The organism is Streptomyces sp. NPDC052910 (assembly GCF_055585605.1).
Genome location: NZ_JBVJJR010000001.1, coordinates 890442 through 917058, shown reverse-complemented (window position 1 = coordinate 917058; position 26617 = coordinate 890442). Strand labels below are relative to the sequence as shown.

Genomic DNA, 26617 nt, shown 5'->3' with positions numbered 1-26617 from the left:
CATTATGACGGCGTATGACGGCGTATGACGGCGAAGGCCCCGCCCCCCGGTGTCCGGGAGCGGGGCCCACAAGGCGTCGACGGGCCGCGTCAGATGCCCGCCGCCTCCGCCAGGTCCTTCTTGACCGACGCGAGGACGTCCGCCGCGCGGTGTCGTGCGGTCGTCAGGTCCGCCGCGGAGCCGACCGGGATCACGACCTCCAGGTAGCACTTGAGCTTGGGCTCGGTGCCGCTGGGGCGGACGATGACCCGGGCGGCCGAGACGGTGCCCTCGGCGTCACCCGAAAGGTGGTACCGCAGGCCGTCGGTCGGGGGCAGGGCCTCGGTGCCCTGCGCCAGGTCCTCCGCCGACGCGACGGCGAGGCCGGCCAGGGCGGTCGGCGGCTGCTCGCGCAGGCGGCGCATGGCGGCGGCGATCAGGGACAGGTCCTGGACGCGGACGGAGAGCTGGTCCGTGGCGTGCAGGCCGTGCTCGACCGCCAGGTCGTCGAGGAGGTCGGTCAGGGACCGGCCCCGCTCCTTGAGGCCGGCGGCCAGCTCGGCGACCAGCAGGGCGGCGGTGATGCCGTCCTTGTCCCGGACACCCGCCGGGTCGACGCAGTAGCCCAGCGCCTCCTCGTAGGCGTAGCGCAGGCCGTCGACGCGGGCCAGCCACTTGAAGCCGGTGAGGGTCTCGGTGTAGTCGACGCCGGCGCTCGCCGCGGCGATGCGGGAGAGCAGCGACGAGGAGACGATCGTCGTCGCGAACGTGCCCGTCGCGTCCTTCCGGCCCAGGTGGGCGGCGAGCAGCGCGCCGACCTCGTCGCCGCGCAGCATCCGCCAGCCCGCGTCGGCGGACGGGTCGGGGACGGCGACGGCGCAGCGGTCGGCGTCCGGGTCGTTGGCGATGACGATGTCCGGCGCCTCGCCCCGCCCGGCCGCGGCACGGGCCGTGGCGAACGCCAGGTCCATCGCGCCCGGCTCCTCCGGGTTGGGGAACGCGACCGTCGGGAAGTCCGGGTCCGGCTCGGCCTGCTCGGCGACGACGACCGGCGCCGGGAAGCCCGCGCGGGCGAAGGCGGCGGTCAGTACGGTCCGGCCGACGCCGTGCATCGGCGTGTAGACCACGCGCACGTCGCGCGCCGAGCCCTCGGTGAGGACGGCGTCGGTGCGCTTCAGGTACGCCTCGACGACCGCGTCGTCCAGCGTCTCCCAGCCCGACTCGGGGCGCGGCACGTCGTCCAGACTCGCCACGGCGGCGATCTCCGCGGCGATGCCCGCGTCGGCCGGCGGCACGATCTGCGAACCGTCGCCCAGGTAGACCTTGTAGCCGTTGTCACGCGGCGGGTTGTGGCTCGCGGTCACCTCGACGCCGGCCACGGCGCCCAGGTGGCGGATGGCGAAGGCCAGGACCGGGGTGGGCAGCGGACGCGGCAGCAGCGCCGCCTTCAGGCCCGCGCCGACCATGACGGCCGCGGTGTCGCGGGCGAAGTCCGCGCTCTTGTGACGGGCGTCGTAGCCGATGACGACGGTGCCGTTGGCGTGACCCTGCTGCTTGAGGTACGCGGCGAGGCCCGCGGCCGCCCGGATGACCACGGCGCGGTTCATCCGCATCGGGCCCGCGCCCAGCTCGCCGCGGAGGCCGGCGGTGCCGAACTGCAGGGTGCCGGCGAAGCGGGACGCCAGCTCGGGCAGGTTCTCGGCGTCGACGAGCGCGGCGAGCTCCGCGCGGGTCTCGGGGTCGGGGTCCTCGGCGAGCCAGGTCCGGGCTCGGGTGAGGAGGTCGTCTCGCTCCTGCTCCACGATGTTCCTCCGGGGGTTGTCTGAGTGCGTGTGCGGGGCCGCTGTGCGGTGCTGTTCCACGGCGGTGCGGGGTGCTGTGTGGTGCTGTACCCCGGGGGGCGGGTGTGCCCCGGGGTGGGGCGTGCGGGCCGGACGGTCGTGGGCCGGCCGCGGGGCGACGGGGTCACGGGTGTCACGGCTGTCACGGGTGTCACGGGTGTTCCCCGAAACGTCGGGATGATCGCCTGTCGGCCACCGGAGGCCACTGAGGGCCACCGGGGGGCGGCCGCCGGGAACCCCGGGAGCCGTCGGACGCCCGCCGGGACCCGGCGCGCGGGCCCGTTCGTCCGTTCGGCCGCCGGTGTGCCCCCGCCGGACCGCCGCCGGGCGCGCCCGGGCCCGTACGGCCGTGTCCGGACCGCTCGGGGCGGTACCCCAGGCCCGTCTGGGCCGTCCGGGCCCGTCGGGTCCGGCGCGACGCGCCGGAGGCGCGGGCCCGCCCACGGCGGCCCGCCGTGGGTGGATCCGCGCCTCCGGACGGACGTCACGCGCGTCCCGTCACAGGCGCGGCAGCACCTGGGCGAGCAGCGAGCCCATGCGGGCGGCCGAGTCACGGCCGGCCTGGAGCACCTCTTCGTGGTTGAGGGGCTCGCCGGTCATGCCCGCGGCCAGGTTGGTGACGAGGGAGATGCCGAGCACCTCGGCGCCCGCCTCGCGGGCCGCGATGGCCTCGAGGGTGGTGGACATGCCCACCAGGTCGGCGCCCATCAGGCGCGCCATGCGGACCTCGGCCGGGGTCTCGTAGTGCGGGCCGGGGAACTGGGCGTAGACGCCCTCCTCCAGCGTCTCGTCGACCTCCTTGCACAGGGTGCGCAGGCGGGACGAGTACAGGTCCGTGAGGTCGACGAAGTTGGCGCCGACGATCGGCGAGGTCGCCGTGAGGTTCAGGTGGTCGCTGATCAGCACCGGCTGGCCGGGGCGCATGCCGTCGCGGAGACCGCCGCAGCCGTTCGTCAGGACGACGGTCTTGCAGCCGGCGGCGACGGAGGTGCGGACGCCGTGGACGACGGCGGCGACGCCGCGGCCCTCGTAGTAGTGCGTGCGGCCGAGGAAGACCAGCGCGCGCTTGTCGTTGATCTTGTACGAGCGCACGGTGCCCGCGTGGCCGGCGACGGCGGCGGCGGAGAAGCCGGGGAGCTCGGTGACCGGGAACTCGGTCTCGGGGGTGCCGAGCGCCTCGGTCGCGGGAACCCAGCCGGAGCCCATGACCAGGGCGACGTCGTGGGTCTCGGCGCCCGTGAGCTCGCGCAGTCGGGCGGCGGCGGCGTCGGCCGCGGCGTACGGGTCGGCCTGGATGTCCGGAGTAACTGATGCGTTCACGCGGACGAGGGTAACCGGTCGGCGCCTACGCGCGTAGATGTCGCAGGTTACGGTCTTGCGACTGTTGGTTCGTGGCATCCGACGAGGGGGGTGCGGCGTACGCCTGGAGTGCCCCTGTCCCTCCCCCAGAGGGGGCACCCCCACTTCACCGTTTCCTGGGGGCAGGCCCCCAGACCCCCTGAAACCGCGCTTCGCGCGGTTGTCCTCAAGCGCCGGACGGGCTGGGTGAGGGCCGGCGTCCTCAAGCGCCGGACGGGCTGGTCACAACTCTCAGCACGGGCGCTTCCTGATTTCCATCACATAGTCGTGCGGCGCCCCCGCCGACTCCGCCGCGTCCGCGATCTCGCCCAGGTAGCGGGCGGAGGGCAGGCCGCCCTCGTAGCCGTTGAGGACGTAGATCCAGGCGGTCTCGTCGCCTTCCAGGGTGTGCACCCGGACCCGCATCCGCCGGTAGATGCCGAGGCCGACGCCCTCCCAGCGGTCCATCGACTCCTCGTCCATCGGGGCGATGTCGTAGAGGGCGACGAAGACCTGCGACCGGGGCTCCTCCACCACGGTGGCCAAGGCGCCCTCCCAGCCCATCTGCTCCCCGCCGAAGGTCAGGCGCCAGTCGGCGAGCCAGCCCGTGCCGCGCAGCGGCGAGTGCGGGGCGCGGCGCGTCATCAGCCGCGCGTCGAGGTTGCCGGCGTACGCGGCGTAGAGCGACATGGTTCTGAGGGTACGGGAGTGAGGCGGGACCGCATTTGGGATGGCAGTCTCGTAGGGGCGGCCCGAATCGGGCCCCGCGCCGCGGCGGGGAACCACCGGAGGCCCCGGAAGGAGTCGCTTTGATGGGTGCGGGACAATGGAGTACGTGACTCGGATCGTGATCATCGGTGGCGGACCCGGCGGCTATGAGGCGGCGCTCGTCGCCGCGCAGCTCGGTGCGGAGGTGACCGTCGTCGACTGCGACGGTCTGGGCGGGGCGTCGGTGCTCACCGACTGCGTGCCCTCGAAGACGCTCATAGCGACGGCGGAGGTGAGAACCTCCTTCGACTCGTCGTACGAGGAGCTGGGCATCACCGTCGAGGACGGCGCCCACATCGGGGTGGACCTGGGGAAGGTCAACCGCCGGGTGAAGCGGCTGGCGCTGGCCCAGTCGCACGACATCACCGCCTCCGTGACCCGGGCCGGCGGCCGGGTGCTGCGCGGCCGAGGCCGGCTGGACCCGGTGCGGGAGGCCGACGGCACCCGCCGGGTGATCGTGCGGACGGGCGACGGCGAGGAGACGCTGCTCGCGGACGCCGTCCTGATCGCCACCGGCGCGCACCCCCGGGAGATCCCGGACGCGCTGCCGGACGGCGAGCGGATCCTCAACTGGACCCAGGTCTACGACCTGGAGGAGCTGCCCGAGGAGCTCATCGTGGTGGGCTCGGGCGTCACCGGCGCCGAGTTCGCCGGCGCCTACCAGGCGCTGGGCTCGGAGGTCACCCTGGTCTCCTCGCGTGACCGGGTGCTGCCGGGCGAGGACCCGGACGCCGCCGCCGTGCTGGAGGACGTCTTCCGCCGCCGCGGCATGAACGTCATGGCGCGCTCGCGGGCGCAGGCCGCCAAGCGGGTGGGCGACCGGGTGGAGGTCACCCTGTCCGACGGACGGGTCATCAGCGGTACGCACTGTCTGATGGCCGTCGGTTCGATCCCCAACACCGCCGACATGGGCCTGGAGGAATCCGGCGTCCGGCTGACGGAGTCGGGCCACATCCGGACGGACCGGGTCTCGCGCACCAGCGCCCCGGGCGTCTACGCGGCCGGCGACTGCACCGGCGTGCTGGCGCTCGCCTCGGTCGCCGCCATGCAGGGCCGGATCGCGATGTACCACTTCCTGGGCGACGCGGTGGCGCCGCTCAATCTCAAGGCTGTATCCGCGAACGTATTTACGGATCCCGAGATTGCTACGGTCGGGTATTCGCAGGCGGACGTCGACAACGGCCTGATTGACGCCCGGGTCGTCAAGTTGCCGCTGCTGCGCAATCCCCGCGCGAAGATGCAGGGAATCCGGGACGGATTCGTCAAGTTGTTCTGCCGTCCCGGTACGGGCATCGTGGTCGGCGGCGTGGTGGTGGCGCCCCGCGCCAGCGAGCTGATTCATCCGATCTCGATCGCGGTCGACAACAATCTGACCGTGGAACAGATCGCGAACGCGTTCACCGTGTACCCGTCCCTGTCCGGGTCTGTCGCGGAAGTGGCGCGTCAGCTCCACACGCGGAAGGCCCAGCGGGAAGGCTGAGGGCCGTCGGGGTCCTGGGGGACCGGAGGGGGTGGCTCTCCTTCCGGTTCCCTATACCACTTCTTGGGCAGGGCGGCGAACAACTTCCGTTAGTTGGTGCAACCTGCTGAAAGCAGATGGTCGTTGGCGTTACTGTCGGTTTCGTGTTCGCTGCAGAACGTCGTCAATTGATCCTCGAAATGGTGCGCGCCAACGGAGCGGTATCGCTGCGTGAGCTCGCCCGCGTCGTCCAGACCTCCGAAGTGACCGTACGGCGTGACGTACGGGCGCTCGAAGCCGAAGGGCTGCTCGACCGCCGGCACGGCGGTGCGGTGCTGCCGGGCGGTTTCACCAGGGAGTCCGGCTTCCCGCAGAAATCCCATCTAGCGACCGCGGAGAAGACGGCCATCGCCGACCTCGCGGCGAGCTTCGTCGAGGAGGGCGAGGCCGTCGTCGTCGGCGCCGGTACCACCACGCAGGAGCTGGCCCGCCGGCTCGCGCGGGTGCCGGGGCTCACCGTGGTGACCAACTCCCTGCTCGTCGCCCAGGCACTCGCCCACGCCAACCGGGTCGAGGTCGTGATGACCGGTGGCACCCTGCGCGGCTCCAACTACGCGCTGGTCGGCAGCGGCGCCGAGCAGTCCCTCCAGGGGCTGCGGGTCTCCCGGGCGTTCCTCTCCGGGAGCGGCCTGACCGCCGAACGCGGCCTGTCCACCTCGAACATGCTCTCCGCCAGCGTCGACCGGGCCCTGGTGCAGGCGGCGGCCGAGGTCGTGGTCCTCGCGGACCACAGCAAGCTCGGCACCGACACCATGTTCCAGACCGTCCCGACGGACGTGATCACCAGACTCGTGACCGACGAGCCCCCGCCGCACGACGAGCGGGCGGCCACGGAACTCCAGGCGCTCGCCGACCAGGGCGTGCACATCTCGGTCGCGGGCCCGGGCGCGCAGCCGGGCCCCCACGGCGAGCCCGGCCCGCCCGCCCGCCGCCGGGACGCGCCGCCCCTGCCGGGGCAGCGGCGGGCCCACCCGCTGGGCGGCGAGGGCGGCCGGCACGGCTCCCACGGCGGCCCGCACGGCCAGCCCTACCCCGGGGCCGGCCAGGGCGGACCGCCCGGGATGCAGGCGCAACTGCGCGGGCCCGGAGCCGGGGCCCTGGGCGACCAGCCGCCGGCCCGCGTCGCGGACCTGGCACCGCGGCGGCGCTGAGCGGCGTCCGCAGTGCCGCGGCCGGGTTGGAGAGGCGTGGACGGACGGTCGGGTGCGCGGCCTGACCGACGACCCGGGCGGACGGTCGACGGCCCGGCGGCGGGTGTACGGCCGAGTGGTCGGCGTGCGTGCGGGCGGACGGCCGGGTGCGCGGTCTGGCCGTAGACCCCGGCGGACGGTCGACGGCCGGGCGGCGGGTATGCGCGGCCGAGTGGTCGGCGCACGGACGGCCGGCGGTCGGCCGCCGCCCTGAAGGGCCGCCCTGAAGAGCACCCATTCGGGTGAATGCCGAAGAGGGAACGCCGACCGGACCCGTCAGTCCCTTAGTCCGCGCGGCGTTCCGGCCGGATGCCGCGCAGCGTCAGGGTGAGCAGGCGGTCGGCCAACTCCGGGTCCTCAGGTGTCTGTTCGACCGCCAGTGCGATGGCATTGGTCAACTGCAGCAGATCGGTGACGCTCACGTCCTCGCGGACCACCCCGGCCCGTTGCGCGCGGGCGAGCAGGGTGCCGCCCGCCTCGCGCATCGGCAGGCTGCACCGGGCGAGCGCGGACGCGTCGTCCGACTGCGCGGCCATCAGGGCCCGGGCGAGCCCCCGGTAGGTGCTGGCGTGCGCGATGACGGCCCGCAGCCAGTCCACGAGCGCCCGGCACGGCTCGGGCGCGGCCAGCAGTTCCCGCGAGCGCGCCAGCAGCCCGTCGACCTCGCCCTGGAAGACCGCGCACATCAGCGCCGTGCGGTTGGGGAAGTGCCGGTAGAGCGTGCCGATGCCCACCCCGGCCCGCCGGGCGACGTCCTCCAGCGAGGCGTCCGTGCCGTGTGCGGTGAAGGCGGTCCGCGCCTCCGCGAGCAGCCGTTCGTAGTTGCGCCGGGCGTCCGCCCGCATGGGTCGTGCTGACGTCCGTGCCGTCTCGGTCGTCATGTCCGTCCGTCCCTCCGGTCGCTCCCCGCGGTGTCAAGGATGTCATGGGGGCGGCGACGGCCGGTTGTCGCGCCTGGGGTGCGCACGCACGCGGGCCCCGGCCGAGGGAACGGCCGGGGCCCGCGTGCGTCGTGCCGGACGTCAGTCCTTGATCTCGCAGATCACCGCACCGGACGACACCGAAGCGCCGATCTCCGCCGTGATGCCCTTCACCGTGCCCGCGCGGTGGGCGTTGATGGGCTGCTCCATCTTCATGGCCTCCAGGACCACGATGAGGTCGCCCGCGTCGACCTGCTGGCCCTCCTCGACCGCGACCTTGACGATCGTGCCCTGCATGGGCGACGTCAGGGCGTCGCCGGAGGCGGCGGAACCGGCCTTCTTGGCGGCGCGGCGCTTGGGGCGGGCGCCCCCTGCGGCGGCGGTGCGGGCGATGGTCATGCCCAGCGAGGACGGGAGGGAGACCTCCAGGCGCTTGCCGCCGACCTCGACCACGACGGTCTCGCGGCCGGGGGCCTCGTCCTCGTCCTCGGCGGCGGTACCCGTGAACGGCGGGATCGTGTTCTCGAACTCGGTCTCGATCCAGCGCGTGTGCACCTTGAACGGCGTGCCGTCGGCCGGGGCGAACGCCGGGTCGGCGACCACCGCGCGGTGGAACGGGATGGCCGTGGCCATGCCCTCGACCTGGAACTCGCCGAGCGCGCGGGCGGCCCGCTGGAGGGCCTGCTCACGGGTGGCACCGGTGACGATCAGCTTGGCCAGCAGGGAGTCCCAGGCCGGGCCGATGACGCTGCCGGCCTCGACGCCCGCGTCCAGCCGGACGCCCGGGCCGGACGGCGCGTCGAAGCGGGTGACGGTGCCGGGGGCGGGCAGGAAGTTGCGGCCCGGGTCCTCGCCGTTGATGCGGAACTCGAACGAGTGACCCCGCAGCGGCGGGTCGTCGTAGCCGAGCTCCTCGCCGTCGGCGATGCGGAACATCTCGCGGACGAGGTCGATCCCGCTGACCTCCTCGGTGACCGGGTGCTCGACCTGGAGCCGGGTGTTGACCTCCAGGAAGGAGATCGTGCCGTCCTGGCCCACCAGGAACTCGCAGGTGCCGGCGCCCTCGTAGCCCGCCTCGCGGAGGATGGCCTTGGACGCGCGGTACAGCTCGGCGTTCTGCTCCTCGGACAGGAACGGCGCGGGCGCCTCCTCGACGAGCTTCTGGTGCCGGCGCTGGAGGGAGCAGTCGCGGGTGGAGACCACGACGACGTTGCCGTGCTTGTCGGCCAGGCACTGGGTCTCGACGTGCCGGGGACGGTCCAGGTAACGCTCGACGAAGCACTCGCCGCGGCCGAAGGCGGCGACCGCCTCGCGGACGGCGGAGTCGTAGAGCTCCGGCACCTCCTCCAGCGTGCGGGCGACCTTCAGGCCGCGCCCGCCGCCGCCGAAGGCGGCCTTGATGGCGATCGGCAGGCCGTGCTCCTCGGCGAAGGCCACGACCTCGTCGGCGCCCGAGACCGGGTCGGCCGTGCCGGCGACCAGCGGCGCGCCGGCGCGCTGGGCGATGTGACGGGCCGCCACCTTGTCACCCAGGTCGCGGATGGCGTGCGGCGGCGGGCCGATCCAGGTCAGGCCCGCGTCCAGGACGGCCTGCGCGAACTCCGCGTTCTCGGAGAGAAAGCCGTATCCCGGGTGGATCGCGTCCGCCCCGGACTCCGCCGCGGCGGCGAGCACCTTGGCCATGTCGAGGTAGCTGGCCGCAGGAGTGTCACCACCCAGCGCGTAAGCCTCATCCGCCACCCGGACGTGCAGGGCGTCCCGGTCCGGATCGGCGTAGACCGCCACACTTGCGATCCCGGCGTCCCGGCACGCACGAGCAACGCGGACAGCGATTTCGCCACGATTGGCGATGAGCACCTTGCGCACGATGGCTCCCTCCTTGAAACAAGGTGAGTTTAGGTACTGGCGACACTCTGTGCCGACCCGACGTCGAGGGTGACCTTGCCCACACGGAGCGTGAAGCACGCGTTCCACGCACCCCGGAGACCCTTGATGTCCCACGGTACGCCGCTCTTACCGGCCTGCCGACGGAATCCGCGTGTGGTCAAGGTCTCGGCGATCATCCGGGTGCGCCGGGGCGCATTCTTTGTGGGGTCCCTACGAACGGGCGACGGAAAGTTTGCGGTGCGGCACGTCCGGAGGAGGGGCCTCCGGGGCGGGCGCGGGCGGTCGGCGCCCTCCGGGGGCGGACGGGAGCGCGGGTTCGGGGGCGCGGGGCGTGCGAGCCGTGGGGCGGGGTGGACGCGAGTGATGCGGACGGTCGCCAACTGCCGCTCTCGCGGCGCGAGTCAGGACCGGTGCTCGGCGGCCTGGGGCTCGCACACAGGCGGGGGAGGGGTGAAGTACGTGCGATTTTCGGGGTGTTCCGTTGGGCGGGGCGGGTTGCGTGGGCATTCGGGGCAGTGACCGTTATGGCCGGACATCGTTGAAGAAGTCATGATCAAGCGCATCGCAGCCGCCGCCGCCCTGGCCGGGGCCGCCCTCTCCGTGACCACCGCCGCCACCGCGTCCGCCGCACCGCTGCCGTTGCCGCAGCCGCAGGGGCCGACGGCGAGCGCGGACGACGTCACCGCGCCGCCGGCCGCCGCCACCCCGGACCGGGCGGCTGCCACTCCGGACCGGGCGGCCGCCACGCGGAACGCGCCGCAGCAGGCAGCGCAGCGGAAAGCGCAGCACACGGCACAGCAGCACACGGCCCAGGAGGCCGGTCGGAAGGCGGCCGGCGACGAGCCGGCGTCCGCCCCGCGGAAGACCGACGCGCACAAGGCGTCCGGTGCGAACAAGGCGTCCGGTGCGCACAAGGCGACCGGCGCACGGAAGACGGGTGCCGCGCACAAGGCGGCCGGAGCCAAGAAGGCGGCCCCCGCCCGTTCCGCGGCCGGCCCGCGCCATGCGGCGGGGCCCCGCCATGCCGCCGGCCCGCGTCACGCCGCCGGAAAGCAGCGGCCGAGCGCACCCCAGACGGCCCGGACGCCCCAGGCGCCGCAGACGTCCATGACCCAGCCGCAGTCCCAGCCGCAGCCTCAGCTCCAGCCGCAGTCCCAGCAGCCTCAGGCGCCTACGCCGCCCCAGGCTCCCACCCCGCCGCAGGCCGCCGAGCCGCCGAAGAACCCGCCCACCAGCATCTACCCGGACGCGATCAACGAACTGGGCAAGCTGGGCGAGCTCAAGCAACTGGGGAAGGTCGGCCAGGCCACGAAGCAACTGCCGCTCTGACCCCACGCACCCTATCGGCACCCAGGCCACCCGGCCACCCGGCACCCGGTCACCCAGGCCCCCGGCCGTCAAGGACACCGCGCCCACGCGCGGTACGGGCGGGGCGCCCCGGAGGCGTCGTGCTCCGCGGGCGTCACGCCCACAGGTCGGTGATCGCGATCCCCAGCTCTCCCAGCAGCCCGCGGAGGAGCGGCAGCGACAGGCCGATCACATTGCCCGGGTCGCCGTCGATCCCCTCGACGAAGGGGGCCGACCGGCCGTCCAGGGTGAAGGCCCCGGCCACGTACAACGGTTCGCCGGAGGCCACGTACGCGGCGATCTCGGCGTCGGTCGGCTCACCGAAGCGGACCGTCGTCGAGGCGGTCGCCGAGGTGCGCCGGCCGGTCGCCGTGTCGATCACACAGTGACCGGTCCGCAGCACACCCGAGCGTCCCCGCATCGACTTCCAGCGCGCCGTGGCGTCCTCCGCGTCCGCCGGCTTGCCGAGCGCCCGGCCGTCCAGGTCCAGCACCGAGTCGCAGCCGACCACGAGCGCCCCCGCCGCCTCCGGGCGCGCGGCCACCGCCGCGGCCTTGGCCTCGGCCAGTACCAGCGCCAGCGTCCCGGGGTCGGGCGCGGTGAGCGCGTCCTCGTCCACCCCGCTCACGATCACCTCGGGGGCCAGCCCGGCCTGGCGCAGCAGGCCGAGGCGGGCGGGGGACTGGGAGGCCAGCACGAGGCGGCGGGCGGGTGTGGCGGGGGAGCCGGCGGGGGCGGCGGAGTCGGGCGTGGCAGTCATAAGGGCCAGGCTAAGGGAGACGCGGCGCGGCGCTCCCGCTCCACCGGCGCGCGGGCCGCGCCCCCGTCCGGGCCGTCACTTCTTGAGCACGGCCTGCATGATCTTCTTCGCGATGGGCCCCGCGAGACCGCCGCCCGAGACGTCCTCGCGGTTGATGTCCGAGCCCTCCGGGTCGATGAAGACGGCCACCGCGACCGGCGAGCCGTCCCCCTGCTTGGCGTAGGAGACGAACCAGGCGTACGGGATCTTGCTGTTGTTGACGCCGTGCTGCGCGGTGCCGGTCTTGCCGCCGACCGTCACCCCGTCGATCCGCGCGGCCTTGCCGGTGCCCTCCTGGGCGGTGAACTCCATCATCTGCTGGACCTTGCGGGCGGTGTCCGCCGAGACCGGGCGTGACATCTCCTCGGGCTCGTGCTTCTCGACCGTGGACAGGTCGGGGGAGCGCAGGCTGTCGACCAGGTAGGGCTTCATCATCTTGCCGTCGTTGGCGAGGGCCGCGGTCATCATCGCGATCTGGAGCGGGGTGGCGGCGAGGCTGCCCTGGCCGATGCCGGTGAGCGCGGTCTGCGGCCGGTTGATGTCCTTCGGGTAGACGCTCTTGACGACTCCCACCGGCATGAACAGGCTCTGGTTGAAGCCGAACTTCTCGGCCGTCTCCCGCATCTTGTCCTTGCCCAGCTCGGCGGCGATCTTGGCGAAGACGTTGTTACACGAGTACTGCATCGCCACCTTGAGGGAGGCGTTGCGGCAGGGCGCGTTGTCGTTCTCGTTCTTCATCGGCGTGACCGTGTCCGGGAGGTTCCAGGGGTACGGCGAGTCCGTCGGCGAGTCGACGTCGTGGTAGCGCCCGTGGTCGAGGGCGGCCGCGGCGGTGAGGATCTTGAAGGTCGAACCCGCCGGGTACAGCTCCTTGATCGCCCGGTTGGCGAGCGGCTTGTCCTTGTCCTTCTCCAGGGCCTGCCAGGCTTCGGAGTCCTTGTTGCGCTCCCCGGAGAAGACCGACGGGTCGTACGACGGGGTGGAGGCCAGGGCGAGGATCTTCCCGGTGTGCGGCTCGATCGCCACGGCGGCGCCCTTGTACTTCGACAGGCCCTCGTAGGCCGCCTTCTGCGCCTCGGGGACGATGGTCGTGACCACGTCACCGCCCTCCGGCTTCTTCCCGGTCAGCATCCGGGTGGTGTTCCGCAGGAACAGCCGGTCGTCGTCGCCGGTGAGGAACCGGTTGTAGACGTACTCGAGTTGGCTGTTCGTATAGATCTGCGACGAGTAACCGGTCACGGGCGCGTACATCGGCCCGTTCTTGTACGTGCGTTTGTACTTCAGGTCGCCCGCGGGCGTCGGCGTGGAGCCGGTCACCGGACTGCCGCCGACGATGATGTCGCCGCGCGGATGGGCGTAGGCGGCTATCTTCACCCGCCGGTTCTTCTCGTCGTGCGCGAGTTCGTCGGCCTGGACGAACTGCACCCACGTACTGCGCACCAGCAGCGCGAAGACCAGCAGGCCGGTGAAGATCGCTACGTGTCGCACGGGCTTGTTCATGGCATGACCACTCCCCGGTTCGCGGTGGATCCCCCAGGAGAGGATGCGGAACCGGAGGGATCTGGTTGCGGGGGCCATCAAACCTGTGAGGCGCCTGTGCAAAGAGAGGCGTCGCCCAGGGGTCGGGAGTGCCGCTCGGGGTCCGAGGGGCCGCGCGGACGCGCGTTCACACCGCCCCGAGCAACAGGAACAGCACCACCATCCCGACGGCCAGCAGCACCCCGGCCCGCCGCAGCATGGCCTGGGCCTCGCGGAGCTCGTCGGGGGGTTCGTCGGACGGGTCGGACCACAGCACACCACCATGGTCCGGCGCACGTGCCCGTCCGGCCTGAGTACGGGTACTCAGGCCGGGATGTGAACCGGGTCTCCCGGGCTCAGGCCGGCCAGTAGGACGTGCGCCAGGCGCGCGGTCCGGGCGCCGGCGCGCGCCGGGTCCTGGCCAGCCGGGCCGGACTGGCCCACTCCGGGCGCACGGTCTCGTCCGGCGCGACGGCGTTCGCCCGGGCCGCCGCGCGGGCCTGGACCACCGCCAGTGCGGCGGCCAACTCCTCCGGTGTGGGGTTGCCGCGTACCACCCTGATCACCTGACGCTCCCTTCACCCGCTGCCACGTTTACGCGCCGCCACGCCCGTGGCTCGCGCCCTGTCCTCGCCGCGCACGGCTGCCCGCCGCACCGGCCGCCCACGCCCGAACGGCCGGACGGGCCGGGTCCGCAGCGCCCCCTTGGTACAGCCGACCGCTACAGCGGGATGTTCCCGTGCTTCTTGGGCGGCAACACCTCGCGCTTGTCGCGCAGCGTGCGCAGGCCCCGGACGATGTGCCGGCGGGTGTCCGACGGCATGATCACCGCGTCCACGTAACCGCGTTCGGCCGCCGTGTACGGATTCAGCAGCGTGTCCTCGTAGTCGGCGATCAGCCGGGCGCGCAGCTCCTCGCGCTCCTCGTCCGACTCGACCGCCGCCAGCGCCCGCCGGTGCAGGATGTTGACCGCGCCCTGGGCGCCCATGACGGCGATCTGGGCGGTCGGCCAGGCCAGGTTGAGGTCCGCGCCGAGGTGCTTGGAGCCCATCACGTCGTACGCGCCGCCGAACGCCTTGCGGGTGATCACCGTGATCAGCGGGACGGTGGCCTCCGCGTAGGCGTAGATCAGCTTGGCGCCGCGCCGGATGATGCCGTTGTACTCCTGGTCGGTGCCGGGCAGGAAGCCCGGGACGTCGACGAAGGTGAGCACCGGGACGTTGAACGCGTCGCAGGTGCGGACGAAACGTGCCGCCTTCTCGCTGGCGTCGATGTCCAGGCAGCCGGCGAACTGCATCGGCTGGTTGGCGACGATGCCCACCGGGTGGCCCTCGACGCGGCCGAAGCCGGTGATGATGTTCGGCGCGAACAGGGCCTGGGTCTCCAGGAACTCCCCGTCGTCCAGCACGTGTTCGATCGCCGTGTGCATGTCGTACGGCTGGTTGGCCGAGTCCGGGATGAGCGTGTCCAGCTCCCGGTCGGTGTCCGAGACCTCCAGGTCGGCCTCCTCGGGGAAGGCGGGCGGCTCGGAGAGGTTGTTGGACGGCAGGTAGGAGAGCAGCGCCTTGACGTACTCGATGGCCTCCTTCTCGTCGCCCGCCATGTGGTGGGCCACGCCGGAGGTCGCGTTGTGGGTGCGCGCGCCGCCCAGCTCCTCGAAGCCGACGTCCTCACCGGTGACGGTCTTGATGACGTCGGGGCCGGTGATGAACATGTGCGAGGTCCGGTCGACCATGACCGTGAAGTCGGTGATCGCCGGGGAGTAGACCGCGCCGCCCGCGCAGGGGCCGACGATCAGGGAGATCTGCGGGATCACCCCGGAGCCGTGCACGTTGCGGCGGAAGATCTCGGCGAACAGGCCGAGGGCGACCACGCCTTCCTGGATCCGCGCGCCGCCGCCGTCGTTGATGCCGACGACCGGGCAGCCGGTCTTCAGGGCGAAGTCCATCACCTTGACGATCTTCTCGCCGTAGACCTCGCCCAGCGAGCCGCCGAAGATGGTGAAGTCCTGCGAGTACACGCAGACCGTGCGGCCGTCGACCGTGCCGTAGCCGGTGACGACGCCGTCGCCGTACGGCCGGTTCTTCTCGATGCCGAAGTTGGTGGAGCGGTGCCGCGCGAACTCGTCGAGCTCGACGAACGACCCCTCGTCCAGCAGCAGCTCGATCCGCTCCCGTGCGGTCAGCTTGCCCTTGGCGTGCTGCTTCTCCACCGCCCGCGCGGACCCGGCGTGCGTCGCCTCGTCGATCCTGCGCCGGAGGTCGGCGAGCTTGCCCGCGGTCGTGTGGATGTCGATCCCGTCGGTCCCGGGGGCGCCTTCGGCGCCGGAGGAACCGGCGGCGTCGGGGCGGAGGGCGGCGGGCTGGGCGGCTGACTCGGACATCGGGCTGCGGCTCCTGTGTGTCCTGAGATGGGCGGTGGTCCGGAGAAGCGTGGGGGGTGAGGGAAAGGGGGACGGGCGGTGGGAACGACGAGCTCTGGACGTGCGGGATCCGGCCGTCGGAGCGGACCGGATCGGGGCTACCGGGACGTAGCGTATCGGCGCGGCTGCCTTCCGGGAGTGCGGCGTTGGCCACACCTCCCGGGACGCGTGGGACCTCGGACGACGGGGGTTTCGAGGTGCCGGTGGGCGGGGTAGGAGAGGCGGCCCGCGGGGGCGCCGGCCTGCCGCCGGGCGGGGCCGCGAGGCGAGCGGCCGCGCCGCGACGGGCCGTACGGTGTCCGGGCCGTCCGTCCGGAGGCGTCCGCCGGGCCGTCTTCCGCGGTGTCTCCGGAGGTGTCCGAGGAGGTGCTCTCCGAGGTGTCTAAGGTGACGGCATGACTCCGCCCGACGCCTCCGGAAACCGCTGGTCCGACCTGGACCGGCCCCCGCTGAACGCCACCGCGCTCCGGCGCGCGCTGCTGCGGCCCGGAGGGCTGTGGACCTCGCTGGACGTGGTCGCGAACACCGGGTCCACCAACACCGACCTCGCCGCCGCCGGCGGTGCCGAGGGCGCCGTGCTCGTCGCCGAGGAGCAGTCCGCGGGCCGCGGCCGGCTGGACCGCGCCTGGTCCGCCCCGGCCCGCTCCGGGCTGTTCTTCTCCGTCCGGCTCACCCCCGGGCCGGACGTCCCCGTCCACCGCTGGGGCTGGCTGCCACTGCTGGCCGGCGTCGCCACCGCGTCCGCGCTGTCCCGGGCCGCCGGTGTCGACACCGCCCTGAAGTGGCCCAACGACCTCCTCGTCACCGTCGACGGCCGGGAGCGCAAGACCGGCGGCATCCTCGCCGAGCGGGCCGGCGACTCCGTCGTCGTCGGCATCGGTGTCAACGTCACCCTGCGCGCCGACGAACTCCCCGTGCCCACCGCGGGCTCACTGGCCCTGGCCGGCGCCGGACGGCTCGACCGCGACCCGCTGCTGCGGGCCGTGCTCCGCTCCCTGGAGGACTGGTACACGCTCTGGCGCGGCGCCGACGGCGACCCGGCGGCCTGCCGGCTCCAGGAGGCGTACGCGGCCGGCTGCGCCACGCTGGGCCGGACCGTACGGGCCGAACTGCCCGGCGACCGGGCGCTGGTCGGGGAGGCGGTGGCGGTCGACGGCGACGGCCGGCTGGTGCTCGCCACCGAGCACGGGGTGCGGCGGCCGGTGGACGCGGGCGACATCGTTCATCTGCGTCCGGCGTCGTCAGGAGAGTGAGCTAGGGCACACCTGCCGTATCGTGGTGACCGGAAAGCGAGTGAGCGGCGATCGGCAGGGCAGTGCGCACGGATCGGACAGGGGGCGGGCGGTGACCGCCGACGGTGGGGGTACCTCCCGTTCCGTAGCGGCCGGGGAGGTCTCGGGGGCCGACGCGGAGGCGCGGGCCGCGCGGGGGCCTGGTGCCCAGGGCGACAGGGCGGAACGGGCCGGCAGGCCCGCGGAGCTCGACTCCGCAGCCGACGAGGGCGGCGACCCGCTCGCGCTCCGGCTGGAGGCGCTGATCCTCGGCGCGGAGCGGCGGTACACCCCGTTCCAGGCCGCCCGCGCGGCGGGCGTCTCCATGGACCTGGCCGCGCGCTTCTGGCGGGCCATGGGCTTCGCCGACATCGGCCAGGCCAAGGCGCTCACCGAAGCGGACGTCCTGGCCCTCCGGCGGCTGGCCGGCCTGGTCGAGGCCGGACTGCTGAGCGAGCCCATGGCCGTCCAGGTGGCCCGCTCCACCGGCCAGACCACGGCCCGGCTCGCCGACTGGCAGATCGACTCCTTCCTGGAGGGCCTGACCGAGCCTCAGGAACCGGGCCTGACCCGGGCGGAGATCACCTACCCCCTCGTCGAGCTGCTCCTCCCGGAGCTGGAGGAGTTCCTCATCTACGTCTGGCGGCGCCAGTTGGCCGCCGCGACCGGCCGCGTGGTCCAGGCACAGGACGACGCGGAGATGGTCGACCGCAGGCTCGCCGTCGGCTTCGCCGACCTCGTGGGGTTCACCCGGCTGACCCGCCGGCTGGAGGAGGAGGAGCTCGGCGAGCTCGTCGAGGCGTTCGAGACCACGGCCGCGGACCTGGTCGCCGCGCACGGCGGCCGGCTGATCAAGACCCTGGGCGACGAGGTCCTCTACGCGGCCGACGACGCGGGGACGGCCGCCGAGATCGGCCTGCGGCTGATCGAGACCCTCGGCCACGACGAGACCATGCCGGAACTGCGCGTGGGCATGGCCTTCGGCACCGTGACGACGCGCATGGGCGACGTCTTCGGCACCACGGTAAACCTGGCCAGCCGGCTGACGTCGATAGCGCCGAAGGACGCGGTGCTGGTGGACGGCGCCCTGGCGGAGGAGCTGCTGCGCAGCGGGGACGCCCCCAAGTCCGAGGCGGAGGTGGCCGCGGCCATGGCCGCGGCGGAGGCGGAGGGCGGGGCGGCGGGAGCCGCGGCCCACAAGTACCGCTTCGCGCTGCAGCCGATGTGGCAGCGGCCGGTGCGCGGACTGGGCGTCGTCGAGCCGTGGTTGCTCACGCGGCGGGAGCAGGGCTGAGCCGGACGGCGCGGGTGCGGCGTTCTGCGGGTGTCTTCCGAGGGCCGCGTTCCTGACATCATCGGAGCCATGCTCGATCGCATCATCGCCGCTTGTGACGGCGCTTCGAAGGGGAACCCCGGGCCGGCCGCCTGGGCGTGGGTGGTGGCCGACGCCGACGGGCGGCCGGAGCGCTGGGAGGCCGGCCCGCTCGGCCGGGCCACCAACAACATCGCCGAGCTGACCGCGCTGCGACGGGTGTTGGAGGCCACCGACCCGGCCGTCCCGGTCGAGGTCCGCCTCGACTCGCAGTACGCGATGAACGCGGTGACCAAGTGGCTGCCGGGCTGGAAGCGGAACGGCTGGAAGACGGCGGCCGGGAAGCCGGTCGCCAACCAGGAGCTGGTCCTGAGCATCGACGCGCTGCTGACCGGGCGCGAGGTCGAGTTCCGCTACGTCCCGGCACACCAGCAGGGCGGCGACCCGCTGAACGCCATCGCCGACCAGGCCGCCAGCGACGCCGCGGTCTCCCAGCGCGCGGCGGGCACGGCCCACGGCGACACGGAGTTCCCCGTCCCGGACACGTCCCGCGCGGCCCCGCCGCGCCCCCGGCGGACCGGCGGCGGGGCGGGCGGTGCGGCGGGCGGGTCCGGCACGTCCGGCGCGAAGCCGGCCCGCTCCCGGGGCACCCTCAAGGCGAAGTTCCCGGGCCGGTGTGCCTGCGGCACGTCGTACGCGGCGGGCGAGCAGATCGCCAAGAACCAGCAGGGGTGGGGGCACGTGGCGTGCCGGGCGAACTGAGAGCCGGCCCGCCCGGTGCTTGAGGGGCGCTGCCGCCGCGAGAAACGGTGAAGGGGGGAGGTGCACCCCGCGGCGGGCGCGGCCCGCGAAGCCGGGGCACCGGCCGGGCACCCCCCACGGGTATGGCCTCCACCCCGACCGCCGGTGCATGATCGTGGCCACAGCCGAGGAGAGGGTGAATCGCGTGAGCGAACAGCGCTTTGGTGAGTGGGTGGCGGTCCGCGCACACGAGGACGGCCGCGTGGCCGAGCTCGTACTCGACCGGCCGAAGGCCATGAACGCCGTGTCCACCGAAATGGGCCGCTCGATCGCCGAGGCGACCGCCGCGCTCGCCGCCGACCGGGCCGTCCGCGCCGTCGTCCTGACCTCCACGCACGAGCGGGCGTTCTGCGTCGGCGCCGATCTGAAGGAGCGCAACTCCTTCACCGACGCCGACCTCTCCCGGCAGCGCCCGCACGCCCGTGCCGCGTACACCGGCGTCCTGGAACTGCCCGTGCCGGCCATCGCCGCCGTGCACGGGTTCGCCCTCGGCGGCGGCTTCGAGCTCGCGCTGTCCTGCGACATCATCGTCGCGGACGAGACCGCCGTGGTGGGCCTCCCCGAGGTGTCCGTCGGCGTGATCCCGGGCGGGGGCGGTACGCAGTTGCTGCCGCGCCGCGTGGGAGCGGCCCGCGCCGCCGAGCTGATCTTCAGCGCGCGGCGGGTCCAGGCCGCCGAGGCGCGGGAGACGGGCCTGATCGACCGGCTCGTGCCGGCCGGACAAGACCGCGACGAGGCATTGGCCCTGGCCGCCCGGATCGCCGTGAACTCGCCCGTCGGCCTGCGGGCCGCCAAGCGCGCCCTGCGCCTCGGACACGGTCTGGACCTGCGGGCCGGTCTGGAGGTCGAGGACGCGGCCTGGCGCACGGTGGCCTTCTCCGGGGACCGCGCGGAGGGCGTGGCCGCGTTCAACGAGAAGCGGACCCCGGACTGGCCCGGCGAGTGACGGGCCCGCCGGGGGACCGGACCGGCGTCGAGTAAAGGGGATCACCCGGGGCAGCGGATACCGCGGAAGCCCCGCAAGGCGGAATGAGCGCACCATTCCTACGCTGGAGTGCGAGGGCTGCGCGCAGCGGTGGAATGTGAGGCTCTGTGGCTGGTGACGCGGATCGTGACGACCGCCTGTCCGCCGTGGTGGAGCTGGCGCAGGCGATGGCGGCGGCGCAGTCCCCGCTCGACACGGTGACCGCCGCCGCGGAGCGGGCCCTGCGCGCCCTGAACGGCTCCTTCGCCGCGGTCTCCGTCTGGGAACGCGAGAGCGGCCGGCTCCGCGTCCTGGTCAACGCGGGGCAGCGGGACCCGGACGAGGAACGGTTCCCCGAGGACGAGACGTACCCGGTGCACAACTTCCCGGAAGTCGCCGAGTTCCTGCACGAGGAGTGGGTGGGCGGACGACCGCACGCCTGGGTGGAGAACCTGGACGACGCCGGGACCGGGCCGGACGCCCTCCCCGTGGGCCACCGGGTCGAGGTGCTGCGCCGCCGGCGCCGGGGAAGCTGCGTGATCGCCCCCATCGTGCTGCACGGCCGGGCCTGGGGCGAGCTGTACGTGGCGCGGCCCCTGGGCGCGCCCGCGTTCCGCCGCGCCGACGCGGACTTCGCGGCCGTCCTCGCCGCCGTCACCGCCGCCGGCATCATCCAGACCGAGCGGCTGGAGGAGGCCCGCCGGCTGGCCTACACCGACCCCCTGACCGGTCTGGGCAACCGCCGCGCCGTCGACGCGCGCCTCGACGAGGCCGTCGAACGGCACCTCGCGGAGGGCGTCGTCGTCAGCCTGGTCGTCTGCGACCTCAACGGCCTGAAACGAGTCAACGACACCCTCGGGCACGCCCAGGGCGACCGGCTGCTGGAACGATTCGGCTCGCTGCTCTCCCTGTGCGGGGCGCGGCTGCCCGGCGCGCTCGCGGCCCGGCTCGGCGGCGACGAGTTCTGCCTGCTCACCGTCGGCCCGTCGGCCGACGAGGTGGTCCGCGCCGCCGAGGAACTCTGCCGACGCGCACGCCGGTTGGAGCTCGGGGAGGGCGTCGCCTGCGGCATCGCGTCCACGGGCGACCCCATAGGTCCCGTCCGCACCGCCCGCCGCCTCTTCCGCCTCGCCGACGCGGCCCAGTACCGCGCGAAGGCGGCGGCCGCCGAGAAACCCGTGGTGGCCGGCCGCGAGGGCGGCCCCGACGACCCGGTCGTCCGCCTCGCGGACCGGCCGCCCGAACCGCCTCGGGCGGAACGGCGGAGATTCCGGGGGCAGAGGCCGTAGACACTGGTGCTCTGGGCTCTGAGGGGGCGCACGGCGCGCTTAGGGGGGCGGGGGCGCCACCCTCGCAAGAAACGATGAAAGGGCTGGGCGGGGGCGCCCTGGGCGGGGCTCAGCCCGCACCCGGTAGGCGTCAGCCCGTTCCCCGCGCCTGCTCCCCGCGCCCGTTCCCTGCGCACGCCCCTCGCGCCCGCTCCCCGCGTACGCCCGTCGCGGCCGGTCGGCCGCCAAGGCCCCGGCATTCCCACGTCCCCCACGACGTTGCACAGAACAGCGGGAGCAAGCCCTGGGTGACCCGCCGCAAGCCGACCGCCATGCACCTAGTGACAGGCGGCGATTCAGACCCTAGGGTGCCTGAATATGGATATGCAGATGCGCGTGGACACCGACGTGGTGGTGGGACCCTCCGGAACGACCGCGAACGACGTGATCGCCGTGGCGCGCCACGACGCGCGCGTCGTCGTGTCCCCCGAGGCCCTGGCCGCCGTCGCCGCCTCCCGGCAGGTCATCGAGGACCTGGCGGCCAAGCCGGACCCGGTCTACGGCGTCTCCACCGGCTTCGGCGCCCTCGCCGTCCGCCACATCAGCCCCGAACTCCGCGCCCAGCTCCAACGCAACATCGTGCGCTCGCACGCGGCGGGCATGGGACCGCGCGTGGAGCGGGAGGTCGTGCGCGCGCTGATGTTCCTGCGCCTCAAGACCCTGGCCTCCGGCCGCACCGGCGTCCGGCCGGTCGTCGTCGAGACGATGGCCGCCCTGCTCAACGCGGGGATCACCCCCGTCGTCCACGAGTACGGCTCGCTCGGCTGCTCAGGAGACCTCGCGCCGCTCTCGCACTGCGCGCTCACGCTCATGGGCGAGGGCGAGGCGGAGGGCCCCGACGGCGTCCTCGCGCCCGCCGCCGAGCTGCTCGCCGCGCACGGCATCGAGCCCGTCGAACTCCGCGAGAAGGAGGGGCTCGCGCTCCTCAACGGCACCGACGGCATGCTCGGCATGCTCGTCATGGCCTGCGCCGACCTCGCCCGTCTGATCACCTCCGCCGACGTCACGGCCGCGCTCTCCCTGGAGGCCCTGCTCGGCTCCGAGAAGGTCCTCGCCCCCGAGCTGCACGCCATCCGCCCGCACCCCGGCCAGGGGACCAGTGCCGACAACATGCTGCGCGTGCTCGCCGGTTCGGGGATGACCGGGCACCACCAGGACGACGCGCCGCGGGTCCAGGACGCGTACTCGATCCGCTGTGCGCCCCAGGTCGCCGGCGCCGGGCGCGACACCCTCGCGCACGCCCGGCTCGTCGCCGACCGCGAACTGGCCTCCGCCGTCGACAACCCGGTGGTCCTGCCCGACGGACGCGTCGAGTCCAACGGCAACTTCCACGGCGCGCCCGTCGCGTACGTCCTCGACTTCCTTGCCATCGCCGCCGCCGACCTGGCGTCCATCGCCGAGCGGCGCACCGACCGGCTGCTGGACAAGAACCGTTCGCACGGCCTGCCGCCGTTCCTCGCGGACGACCCCGGGGTCGACTCCGGCCTCATGATCGCCCAGTACACGCAGGCGGCCCTGGTCAGCGAGATGAAGCGGCTCGCCGCACCCGCGTCGGTGGACTCCATCCCGTCCTCGGCGATGCAGGAGGACCACGTCTCGATGGGGTGGTCCGCGGCGCGCAAGCTGCGCACCGCGCTGGACGCTCTTGCCCGGGTCATCGCCGTCGAGCTCGTCGCCGCCACCCGCGCCGTCGAGCTGCGGGCCGGGCTGACGCCTTCGCCGGCCACCGCCGCCGTGCTGCGCGCGGTGCGTGAGGCGGGGGTGGAGGGACCGGGGGCGGACCGGTTCCTCGCGCCGGATCTGGCGGCGGCGGAGAAGTTCGTGCGGCGTGGGGGGCTTGTGGAGGCCGTGGAGGGGGTTGTCGGGGAGCTGGGCTGATCTTCCGGTCTTCCGGGCTCGGGGCTGGTCTTCCGGTCTTCCGGGCTGCGGGCTGGTCTTCCGGTCTTCCGGGCTCGGCGGGGGCCGGGCCCCCGCCCCCCGAAGCGCGCTGCGCGCTCCCTCGGAGGGGTGCCCCCGGTCCTCAGACGCCGGGCGGGCCGGCGTGGCGGCCCGCCGTGCGGGACCGCCGCACCGCCACCGTCACCAGCGCCCCGCCCGCCGCCACGAAGCCCAGCCCCCCGTACACATACGGCGTGGTGTCCACACTGCCCGAGTCCGCGAGTCGGCGGCCTTCGCCCGGAGCGGGCGCGGACGGGTGGGTGGCGTGTGGCGCGGGGTGGGCGGGGGTCGCGTTCGCGGCGGGGACCAGCCAGCCCGCGCACAGCAGCGCACCGGCGGCGACGGCGGTCAGCAGCGGGCGGCGAGCGGTCACGGCAAGGCATCCCCTCAGCGGCGGCGGGACGCGCGGGCCCCGGTCGAACAGATGGTAGTGACACGCCCGCGCGGTGCGGAAGGCACGGGTGCCACCGGGCTTCCGTCGCGCTCCCCGGCCCCCTGACCACCCGGCTTGGGCGTAGGCGCCCGGAGGGTCTTTACTGGCGTGGTCTTCCCCACACTTTGCGCGTGGGTGGAACGGGCGAATCGGGTCAGGCGTTCCCTAAGCAGTAGCCGGGACCGGTGGGCACGCGTGGGATGCCCCCGGTGTGCCGGTGAAGGCCGAGGGGCCGGATCGTGCCCCCGTGGCCCGGTTCGGGGATTTTCGGGGTCCAGAGCGATGGAGATGCGTGTGATGAAGGACGGCAAGCGCCGCAAGGGCCTGGTGGCCGCGGCCGCCGTGCTCGGTGGTGTGCTCACTCTCGCCGCCTGCGGCGGTGGCGACGACGGCGACAACAAGGGCGGTGGCTCCGGCAAGGAGAAGTCGCAGCAGAACGTCGACGCGGCCGCCGCCAAGGACGCCTCCACGGCGCAGATCAAGATCACGCCCAAGGGCGGGACCGCCAACGCCGGGACCGCCGTGGACGCCGTCAAGGTCACCGTCAGCGACGGTGAGCTCACGAGCGTCAAGATGACGGACGAGACGGACGTCAAGAAGGTTCACCCGGTCGAGGGGACCCTGGCGCCGGACAAGAAGAGCTGGAAGCTCGACAAGCCGCTGGAGCGGTCCTCCAAGTACAAGATCGTCGCCGAGGCGAAGGACGACAAGGGCCGCCGCGCCACGGAGAACTCCTCGTTCTCCACGGTCTCGCCGAACAACAGCTTCATCGGCAGCTTCACCCCCGAGGACGGCCAGACCGTCGGCGTCGGCATGCCGGTCTCGATCAACTTCGACAAGCCGATCAAGGACCGCAAGGCCGTCCAGTCCCACCTGAAGGTGACCTCCAGCAGTGGCCAGCAGGTCGTCGGCCACTGGTTCAACGACCAGCGCCTCGACTTTCGCCCGAAGGAGTACTGGAAGGCGAATTCGGAGGTCACTCTGAAGATGGAGCTCGGCGACGTCTACGCCGCGCCGGGCATCAAGGGCCTGCAGAACAAGACGGTCAAGTTCCGGGTCGGCCACTCCCAGGTCTCCACGGTGGACGTCAAGACCCACCAGATGACCGTGGTCCGTGACGGGAAGGTCCTCAAGACCATTCCGATCTCGGCCGGCAGCCCCTCCAACCCCACGTACAACGGCAAGATGGTGATCTCGGAGAAGTTCACCGAGACCCGCATGGACGGCTCCACCGTGGGCTTCTCCAAGGCCAACGGCAAGGGCGAGTACGACATCAAGGACGTCCCGCACGCCATGCGGCTGTCCACGTCGGGCACCTTCATCCACGGCAACTACTGGGGCGGCGGCATCTTCGGCGTCGAGAACACCAGCCACGGCTGCGTCGGCCTGGAGGACAAGCAGGGCGCCGACGACCCGAACACCCCGGGCGCCTGGTTCTTCAAGAACTCCCAGATCGGCGATGTCGTCGTGGTGAAGAACTCCGACGACAAGACGATCTCCCCGGACAACGGCCTCAACGGCTGGAACATGAGCTGGCAGGAGTGGGTCAAGGGCAGCGCCACCGGCGCCTGATCCGGACCCGACCCCGCCGCCGGGCGGCGGCCGCCCCACGCGGCCGTCGTCCGGCGGTTTCGCGTACGGGACGGGGGCCGGGCACCGCCCGTCGACCCCCCTCCTCCCTCCACCACCACAGTCACACCGGCGTCCCCAGGAGGAACCCGTGGGCAAGCGCCCGGGAAGCGACCGGCCCGACGAGGCCGCCGACCCGCGGCCCGCCGTCGAAGCGGCCGTGCGCCGGCTCCGCGCGCTGCCCGCGCACGCCGCCGCGGACGTCGAGGCCGTCGAGGACGCCGCCTACGCCGAGGCCTCCGTCCTCGCCGCCGCGCCCGCCGGGCCCACGGCCGTCGGCCGGGCCCTGCTCGCCACGGCGGAGACGGAGCTCCGGCGCGCCTGGGAACGCGGCTGGCAGCCCGCCGACGTCCTCCGGCCGGCCCGCCGGGACGCGACCGGACCCACCGTCCGCTTCCTCCTCGCCGCCGTGGCCGCCGAGGCCCGCCGGTACGCCCCCGACGCCCTGCCCCCGCGCTGGGCCGGTCAGCTCCGCGACCTGGACGCGACGGTGTGGTGGCCGGACGACGACGCGTTCCTGGACGGCTTCGCACGCCGCGAGCGCCTGAGCCGCTTCGAGACGGTCACCACCGCGCTTCTCGCCCTGCGGTTCGTCGCCCGCCTCCCGCACATCGGAACGGTCGGACCACTGCCGGGCGCCGTAACCGGCGGCACCGGGAGTACCGGGAGGCCGGACGGCCGGACCGCGGCCGTCGAACCGAAGACACTCGCCCGGATCCGGGCGCTGCTCGCCAAGGCCGAGTCGACCGACTTCCCCGACGAGGCCGAGGCGTTCTCCGCCAAGGCGCAGGAGCTCATGGCGCGCCACTCGCTCGACGAGGCGCTCCTCGCCTCCACCCCCGGGGCGGCGGGCGACGGGCCCGGGACCTGCCGGCTCGGAGTCGAGGGGCCGTACGAATCCGCGAAGGCCCTGCTGCTCCACGCCGTCGCCGAAGCCAACCACTGCCATGCGGTGTGGTCCGGCGAGCACGGCTTCTCGACCGTCGTCGGCTTCGAAGCCGATCTCGAACTGGTCGAGCTGATGTACACCTCGTTGCTGGTGCAGGCGGACACGGCCATGCGGCGCGCCGCCGACGCGCACCACCGGGGCGCGAACGAACGCGGCGGACGGGCCCGTTCGGGCCGCCGGACCCGCGACTTCCGTGAGTCGTTCCTCATCGCCTACGCCGCCCGGATCGGCGACCGGCTGTCGGTCGCCGCCCGCGACGTCACCGAGCACGCCACCCGCCCCGAGGTCCTGCCCGCGCTCGCGGCCAGGGACGTCGCCGTCGGCGAGGCGGCCGGACGCCTCTTCCCCGAAACCACCTCCCACCGGCTGCGCGGCCGGGACGCGGAGGGCTGGGCCCGCGGAACGGAGGCGGCCGACGCGGCCCGCCTGGGGCGGCGCCCGGCGGGGTGAGGCCGTCGGCTTGA

Annotated in this window: 22 protein-coding genes; 11 read left to right on the top strand and 11 right to left on the bottom strand. The window is 73.6% G+C overall.

All coding sequences use genetic code 11. From position 1 onward, the window contains the following. Window positions 1-89 precede the first annotated feature (89 nt). The 3 genes from ACZ6X9_RS03880 to ACZ6X9_RS03870 all read right to left on the bottom strand — a co-directional run bounded on the left by ACZ6X9_RS03880 (window position 90) and on the right by ACZ6X9_RS03870 (window position 3848). Window positions 90-1781, bottom strand: coding sequence for a phospho-sugar mutase (locus ACZ6X9_RS03880; protein WP_469776287.1), 1692 nt, complete (start codon window positions 1779-1781; stop codon window positions 90-92). A gap of 537 nt (window positions 1782-2318) precedes the next feature. Next, complete coding sequence (locus ACZ6X9_RS03875; protein WP_223768620.1) at window positions 2319-3140, bottom strand: purine-nucleoside phosphorylase; 822 nt, start codon at window positions 3138-3140, stop codon at window positions 2319-2321. A gap of 270 nt (window positions 3141-3410) precedes the next feature. Next, on the bottom strand, window positions 3411-3848 hold the full coding sequence (locus ACZ6X9_RS03870; RefSeq protein ID WP_004943863.1) for a gamma-glutamylcyclotransferase family protein: 438 nt from the start codon (window positions 3846-3848) through the stop codon (window positions 3411-3413). A 136-nt stretch (window positions 3849-3984) separates the two neighbouring features. On the opposite strand from ACZ6X9_RS03870, the gene ACZ6X9_RS03865 reads away from it, so the two are divergent. Continuing rightward, window positions 3985-5406, top strand: a complete 1422-nt coding sequence (locus tag ACZ6X9_RS03865) for an NAD(P)H-quinone dehydrogenase (RefSeq protein WP_469776286.1) — start codon at window positions 3985-3987, stop codon at window positions 5404-5406. 179 nt (window positions 5407-5585) lie between these two features. After that, entirely contained in the window at window positions 5586-6596 is a 1011-nt protein-coding gene (locus ACZ6X9_RS03860) for a DeoR/GlpR family DNA-binding transcription regulator (RefSeq protein WP_469776641.1), read from the top strand. 323 nt (window positions 6597-6919) lie between these two features. On the opposite strand, the gene ACZ6X9_RS03855 is transcribed toward ACZ6X9_RS03860, so the two are convergent. Together ACZ6X9_RS03855 and ACZ6X9_RS03850 are read right to left on the bottom strand one after the other, a co-directional pair. After that, a complete protein-coding gene (locus tag ACZ6X9_RS03855) occupies window positions 6920-7480 on the bottom strand; it encodes a TetR/AcrR family transcriptional regulator (protein WP_469776640.1) in 561 nt (186 codons plus the stop codon). A gap of 177 nt (window positions 7481-7657) precedes the next feature. After that, complete coding sequence (locus ACZ6X9_RS03850) at window positions 7658-9421, bottom strand: acetyl/propionyl/methylcrotonyl-CoA carboxylase subunit alpha (protein WP_469776285.1); 1764 nt, start codon at window positions 9419-9421, stop codon at window positions 7658-7660. A gap of 570 nt (window positions 9422-9991) precedes the next feature. Between ACZ6X9_RS03850 and ACZ6X9_RS03845 the strand changes: the two genes are divergently transcribed. Continuing rightward, window positions 9992-10771 carry a hypothetical protein gene (locus ACZ6X9_RS03845; RefSeq protein ID WP_469776284.1) on the top strand — a complete coding sequence of 260 codons (780 nt, stop codon included), beginning with the start codon at window positions 9992-9994 and terminating at the stop codon, window positions 10769-10771. Window positions 10772-10904: 133 nt separating this feature from the next. Here ACZ6X9_RS03845 and ACZ6X9_RS03840 read toward each other — a convergent pair whose 3' ends face one another. The 5 genes from ACZ6X9_RS03840 to ACZ6X9_RS03820 all read right to left on the bottom strand — a co-directional run bounded on the left by ACZ6X9_RS03840 (window position 10905) and on the right by ACZ6X9_RS03820 (window position 15489). Beyond that, window positions 10905-11549 carry a Maf family protein gene (locus ACZ6X9_RS03840; protein ID WP_469776283.1) on the bottom strand — a complete coding sequence of 215 codons (645 nt, stop codon included), beginning with the start codon at window positions 11547-11549 and terminating at the stop codon, window positions 10905-10907. A 75-nt stretch (window positions 11550-11624) separates the two neighbouring features. Continuing rightward, window positions 11625-13088 carry a peptidoglycan D,D-transpeptidase FtsI family protein gene (locus tag ACZ6X9_RS03835; protein ID WP_469776282.1) on the bottom strand — a complete coding sequence of 488 codons (1464 nt, stop codon included), beginning with the start codon at window positions 13086-13088 and terminating at the stop codon, window positions 11625-11627. 166 nt (window positions 13089-13254) lie between these two features. Beyond that, on the bottom strand, window positions 13255-13383 hold the full coding sequence (gene mmpB, locus ACZ6X9_RS03830; RefSeq protein WP_436784069.1) for a morphogenic membrane protein MmpB: 129 nt from the start codon (window positions 13381-13383) through the stop codon (window positions 13255-13257). A gap of 79 nt (window positions 13384-13462) precedes the next feature. Further along, window positions 13463-13672, bottom strand: a complete 210-nt coding sequence (locus tag ACZ6X9_RS03825) for an acyl-CoA carboxylase epsilon subunit (protein WP_469776281.1) — start codon at window positions 13670-13672, stop codon at window positions 13463-13465. A gap of 155 nt (window positions 13673-13827) precedes the next feature. Further along, a complete protein-coding gene (locus tag ACZ6X9_RS03820; RefSeq protein ID WP_469776280.1) occupies window positions 13828-15489 on the bottom strand; it encodes an acyl-CoA carboxylase subunit beta in 1662 nt (553 codons plus the stop codon). A gap of 434 nt (window positions 15490-15923) precedes the next feature. On the opposite strand from ACZ6X9_RS03820, the gene ACZ6X9_RS03815 reads away from it, so the two are divergent. The 6 genes from ACZ6X9_RS03815 (at window position 15924) to hutH (ending at window position 23082) form a co-directional block, all read left to right on the top strand. Further along, a complete protein-coding gene (locus ACZ6X9_RS03815) occupies window positions 15924-16781 on the top strand; it encodes a biotin--[acetyl-CoA-carboxylase] ligase (RefSeq protein WP_469776279.1) in 858 nt (285 codons plus the stop codon). A gap of 91 nt (window positions 16782-16872) precedes the next feature. After that, window positions 16873-18093 carry an adenylate/guanylate cyclase domain-containing protein gene (locus ACZ6X9_RS03810; protein WP_469776278.1) on the top strand — a complete coding sequence of 407 codons (1221 nt, stop codon included), beginning with the start codon at window positions 16873-16875 and terminating at the stop codon, window positions 18091-18093. A gap of 69 nt (window positions 18094-18162) precedes the next feature. Beyond that, the gene (locus ACZ6X9_RS03805; protein ID WP_469776277.1) at window positions 18163-18873 is read left to right on the top strand and encodes a ribonuclease H family protein; all 711 of its coding nucleotides are present in this window, start codon (window positions 18163-18165) and stop codon (window positions 18871-18873) included. Between the two features lie 175 nt (window positions 18874-19048). Continuing rightward, window positions 19049-19858 (top strand): enoyl-CoA hydratase/isomerase family protein, encoded by an 810-nt coding sequence (locus ACZ6X9_RS03800; RefSeq protein ID WP_469776639.1) that lies wholly within the window; start codon window positions 19049-19051, stop codon window positions 19856-19858. Window positions 19859-20064: 206 nt separating this feature from the next. Continuing rightward, on the top strand, window positions 20065-21165 hold the full coding sequence (locus ACZ6X9_RS03795; RefSeq protein ID WP_469776638.1) for a GGDEF domain-containing protein: 1101 nt from the start codon (window positions 20065-20067) through the stop codon (window positions 21163-21165). Window positions 21166-21528: 363 nt separating this feature from the next. After that, on the top strand, window positions 21529-23082 hold the full coding sequence (hutH, locus tag ACZ6X9_RS03790) for a histidine ammonia-lyase (RefSeq protein ID WP_469776637.1): 1554 nt from the start codon (window positions 21529-21531) through the stop codon (window positions 23080-23082). Window positions 23083-23224: 142 nt separating this feature from the next. Here the strand turns inward: hutH and ACZ6X9_RS03785 are convergent, their stop codons facing one another. After that, window positions 23225-23515: a hypothetical protein gene (locus ACZ6X9_RS03785; RefSeq protein ID WP_469776276.1), complete on the bottom strand. Its 291-nt coding sequence runs from the start codon at window positions 23513-23515 to the stop codon at window positions 23225-23227. Window positions 23516-23857: 342 nt separating this feature from the next. On the opposite strand from ACZ6X9_RS03785, the gene ACZ6X9_RS03780 reads away from it, so the two are divergent. Further along, on the top strand, window positions 23858-25147 hold the full coding sequence (locus ACZ6X9_RS03780) for a L,D-transpeptidase (protein ID WP_469776275.1): 1290 nt from the start codon (window positions 23858-23860) through the stop codon (window positions 25145-25147). Between the two features lie 148 nt (window positions 25148-25295). Next, entirely contained in the window at window positions 25296-26603 is a 1308-nt protein-coding gene (locus ACZ6X9_RS03775) for a DUF2786 domain-containing protein (protein ID WP_469776274.1), read from the top strand. Window positions 26604-26617: the final 14 nt, after the last annotated feature.

Coding starts and splice junctions, on each gene's coding strand:
- ACZ6X9_RS03870 (WP_004943863.1), bottom strand. CDS start 3,848: ATGTCGCTCTACGCCGCGTACGCCGGCAACCTCGACGCGCGGCTGATG.
- ACZ6X9_RS03865 (WP_469776286.1), top strand. CDS start 3,985: ATGGAGTACGTGACTCGGATCGTGATCATCGGTGGCGGACCCGGCGGC.
- ACZ6X9_RS03860 (WP_469776641.1), top strand. CDS start 5,586: ATGGTGCGCGCCAACGGAGCGGTATCGCTGCGTGAGCTCGCCCGCGTC.
- ACZ6X9_RS03855 (WP_469776640.1), bottom strand. CDS start 7,480: ATGCGGGCGGACGCCCGGCGCAACTACGAACGGCTGCTCGCGGAGGCG.
- ACZ6X9_RS03845 (WP_469776284.1), top strand. CDS start 9,992: ATGATCAAGCGCATCGCAGCCGCCGCCGCCCTGGCCGGGGCCGCCCTC.
- ACZ6X9_RS03840 (WP_469776283.1), bottom strand. CDS start 11,549: ATGACTGCCACGCCCGACTCCGCCGCCCCCGCCGGCTCCCCCGCCACA.
- ACZ6X9_RS03835 (WP_469776282.1), bottom strand. CDS start 13,088: ATGAACAAGCCCGTGCGACACGTAGCGATCTTCACCGGCCTGCTGGTC.
- ACZ6X9_RS03820 (WP_469776280.1), bottom strand. CDS start 15,489: ATGTCCGAGTCAGCCGCCCAGCCCGCCGCCCTCCGCCCCGACGCCGCC.
- ACZ6X9_RS03815 (WP_469776279.1), top strand. CDS start 15,924: ATGACTCCGCCCGACGCCTCCGGAAACCGCTGGTCCGACCTGGACCGG.
- ACZ6X9_RS03805 (WP_469776277.1), top strand. CDS start 18,163: ATGCTCGATCGCATCATCGCCGCTTGTGACGGCGCTTCGAAGGGGAAC.
- ACZ6X9_RS03795 (WP_469776638.1), top strand. CDS start 20,065: ATGGCGGCGGCGCAGTCCCCGCTCGACACGGTGACCGCCGCCGCGGAG.
- hutH (WP_469776637.1), top strand. CDS start 21,529: ATGCAGATGCGCGTGGACACCGACGTGGTGGTGGGACCCTCCGGAACG.
- ACZ6X9_RS03780 (WP_469776275.1), top strand. CDS start 23,858: ATGGAGATGCGTGTGATGAAGGACGGCAAGCGCCGCAAGGGCCTGGTG.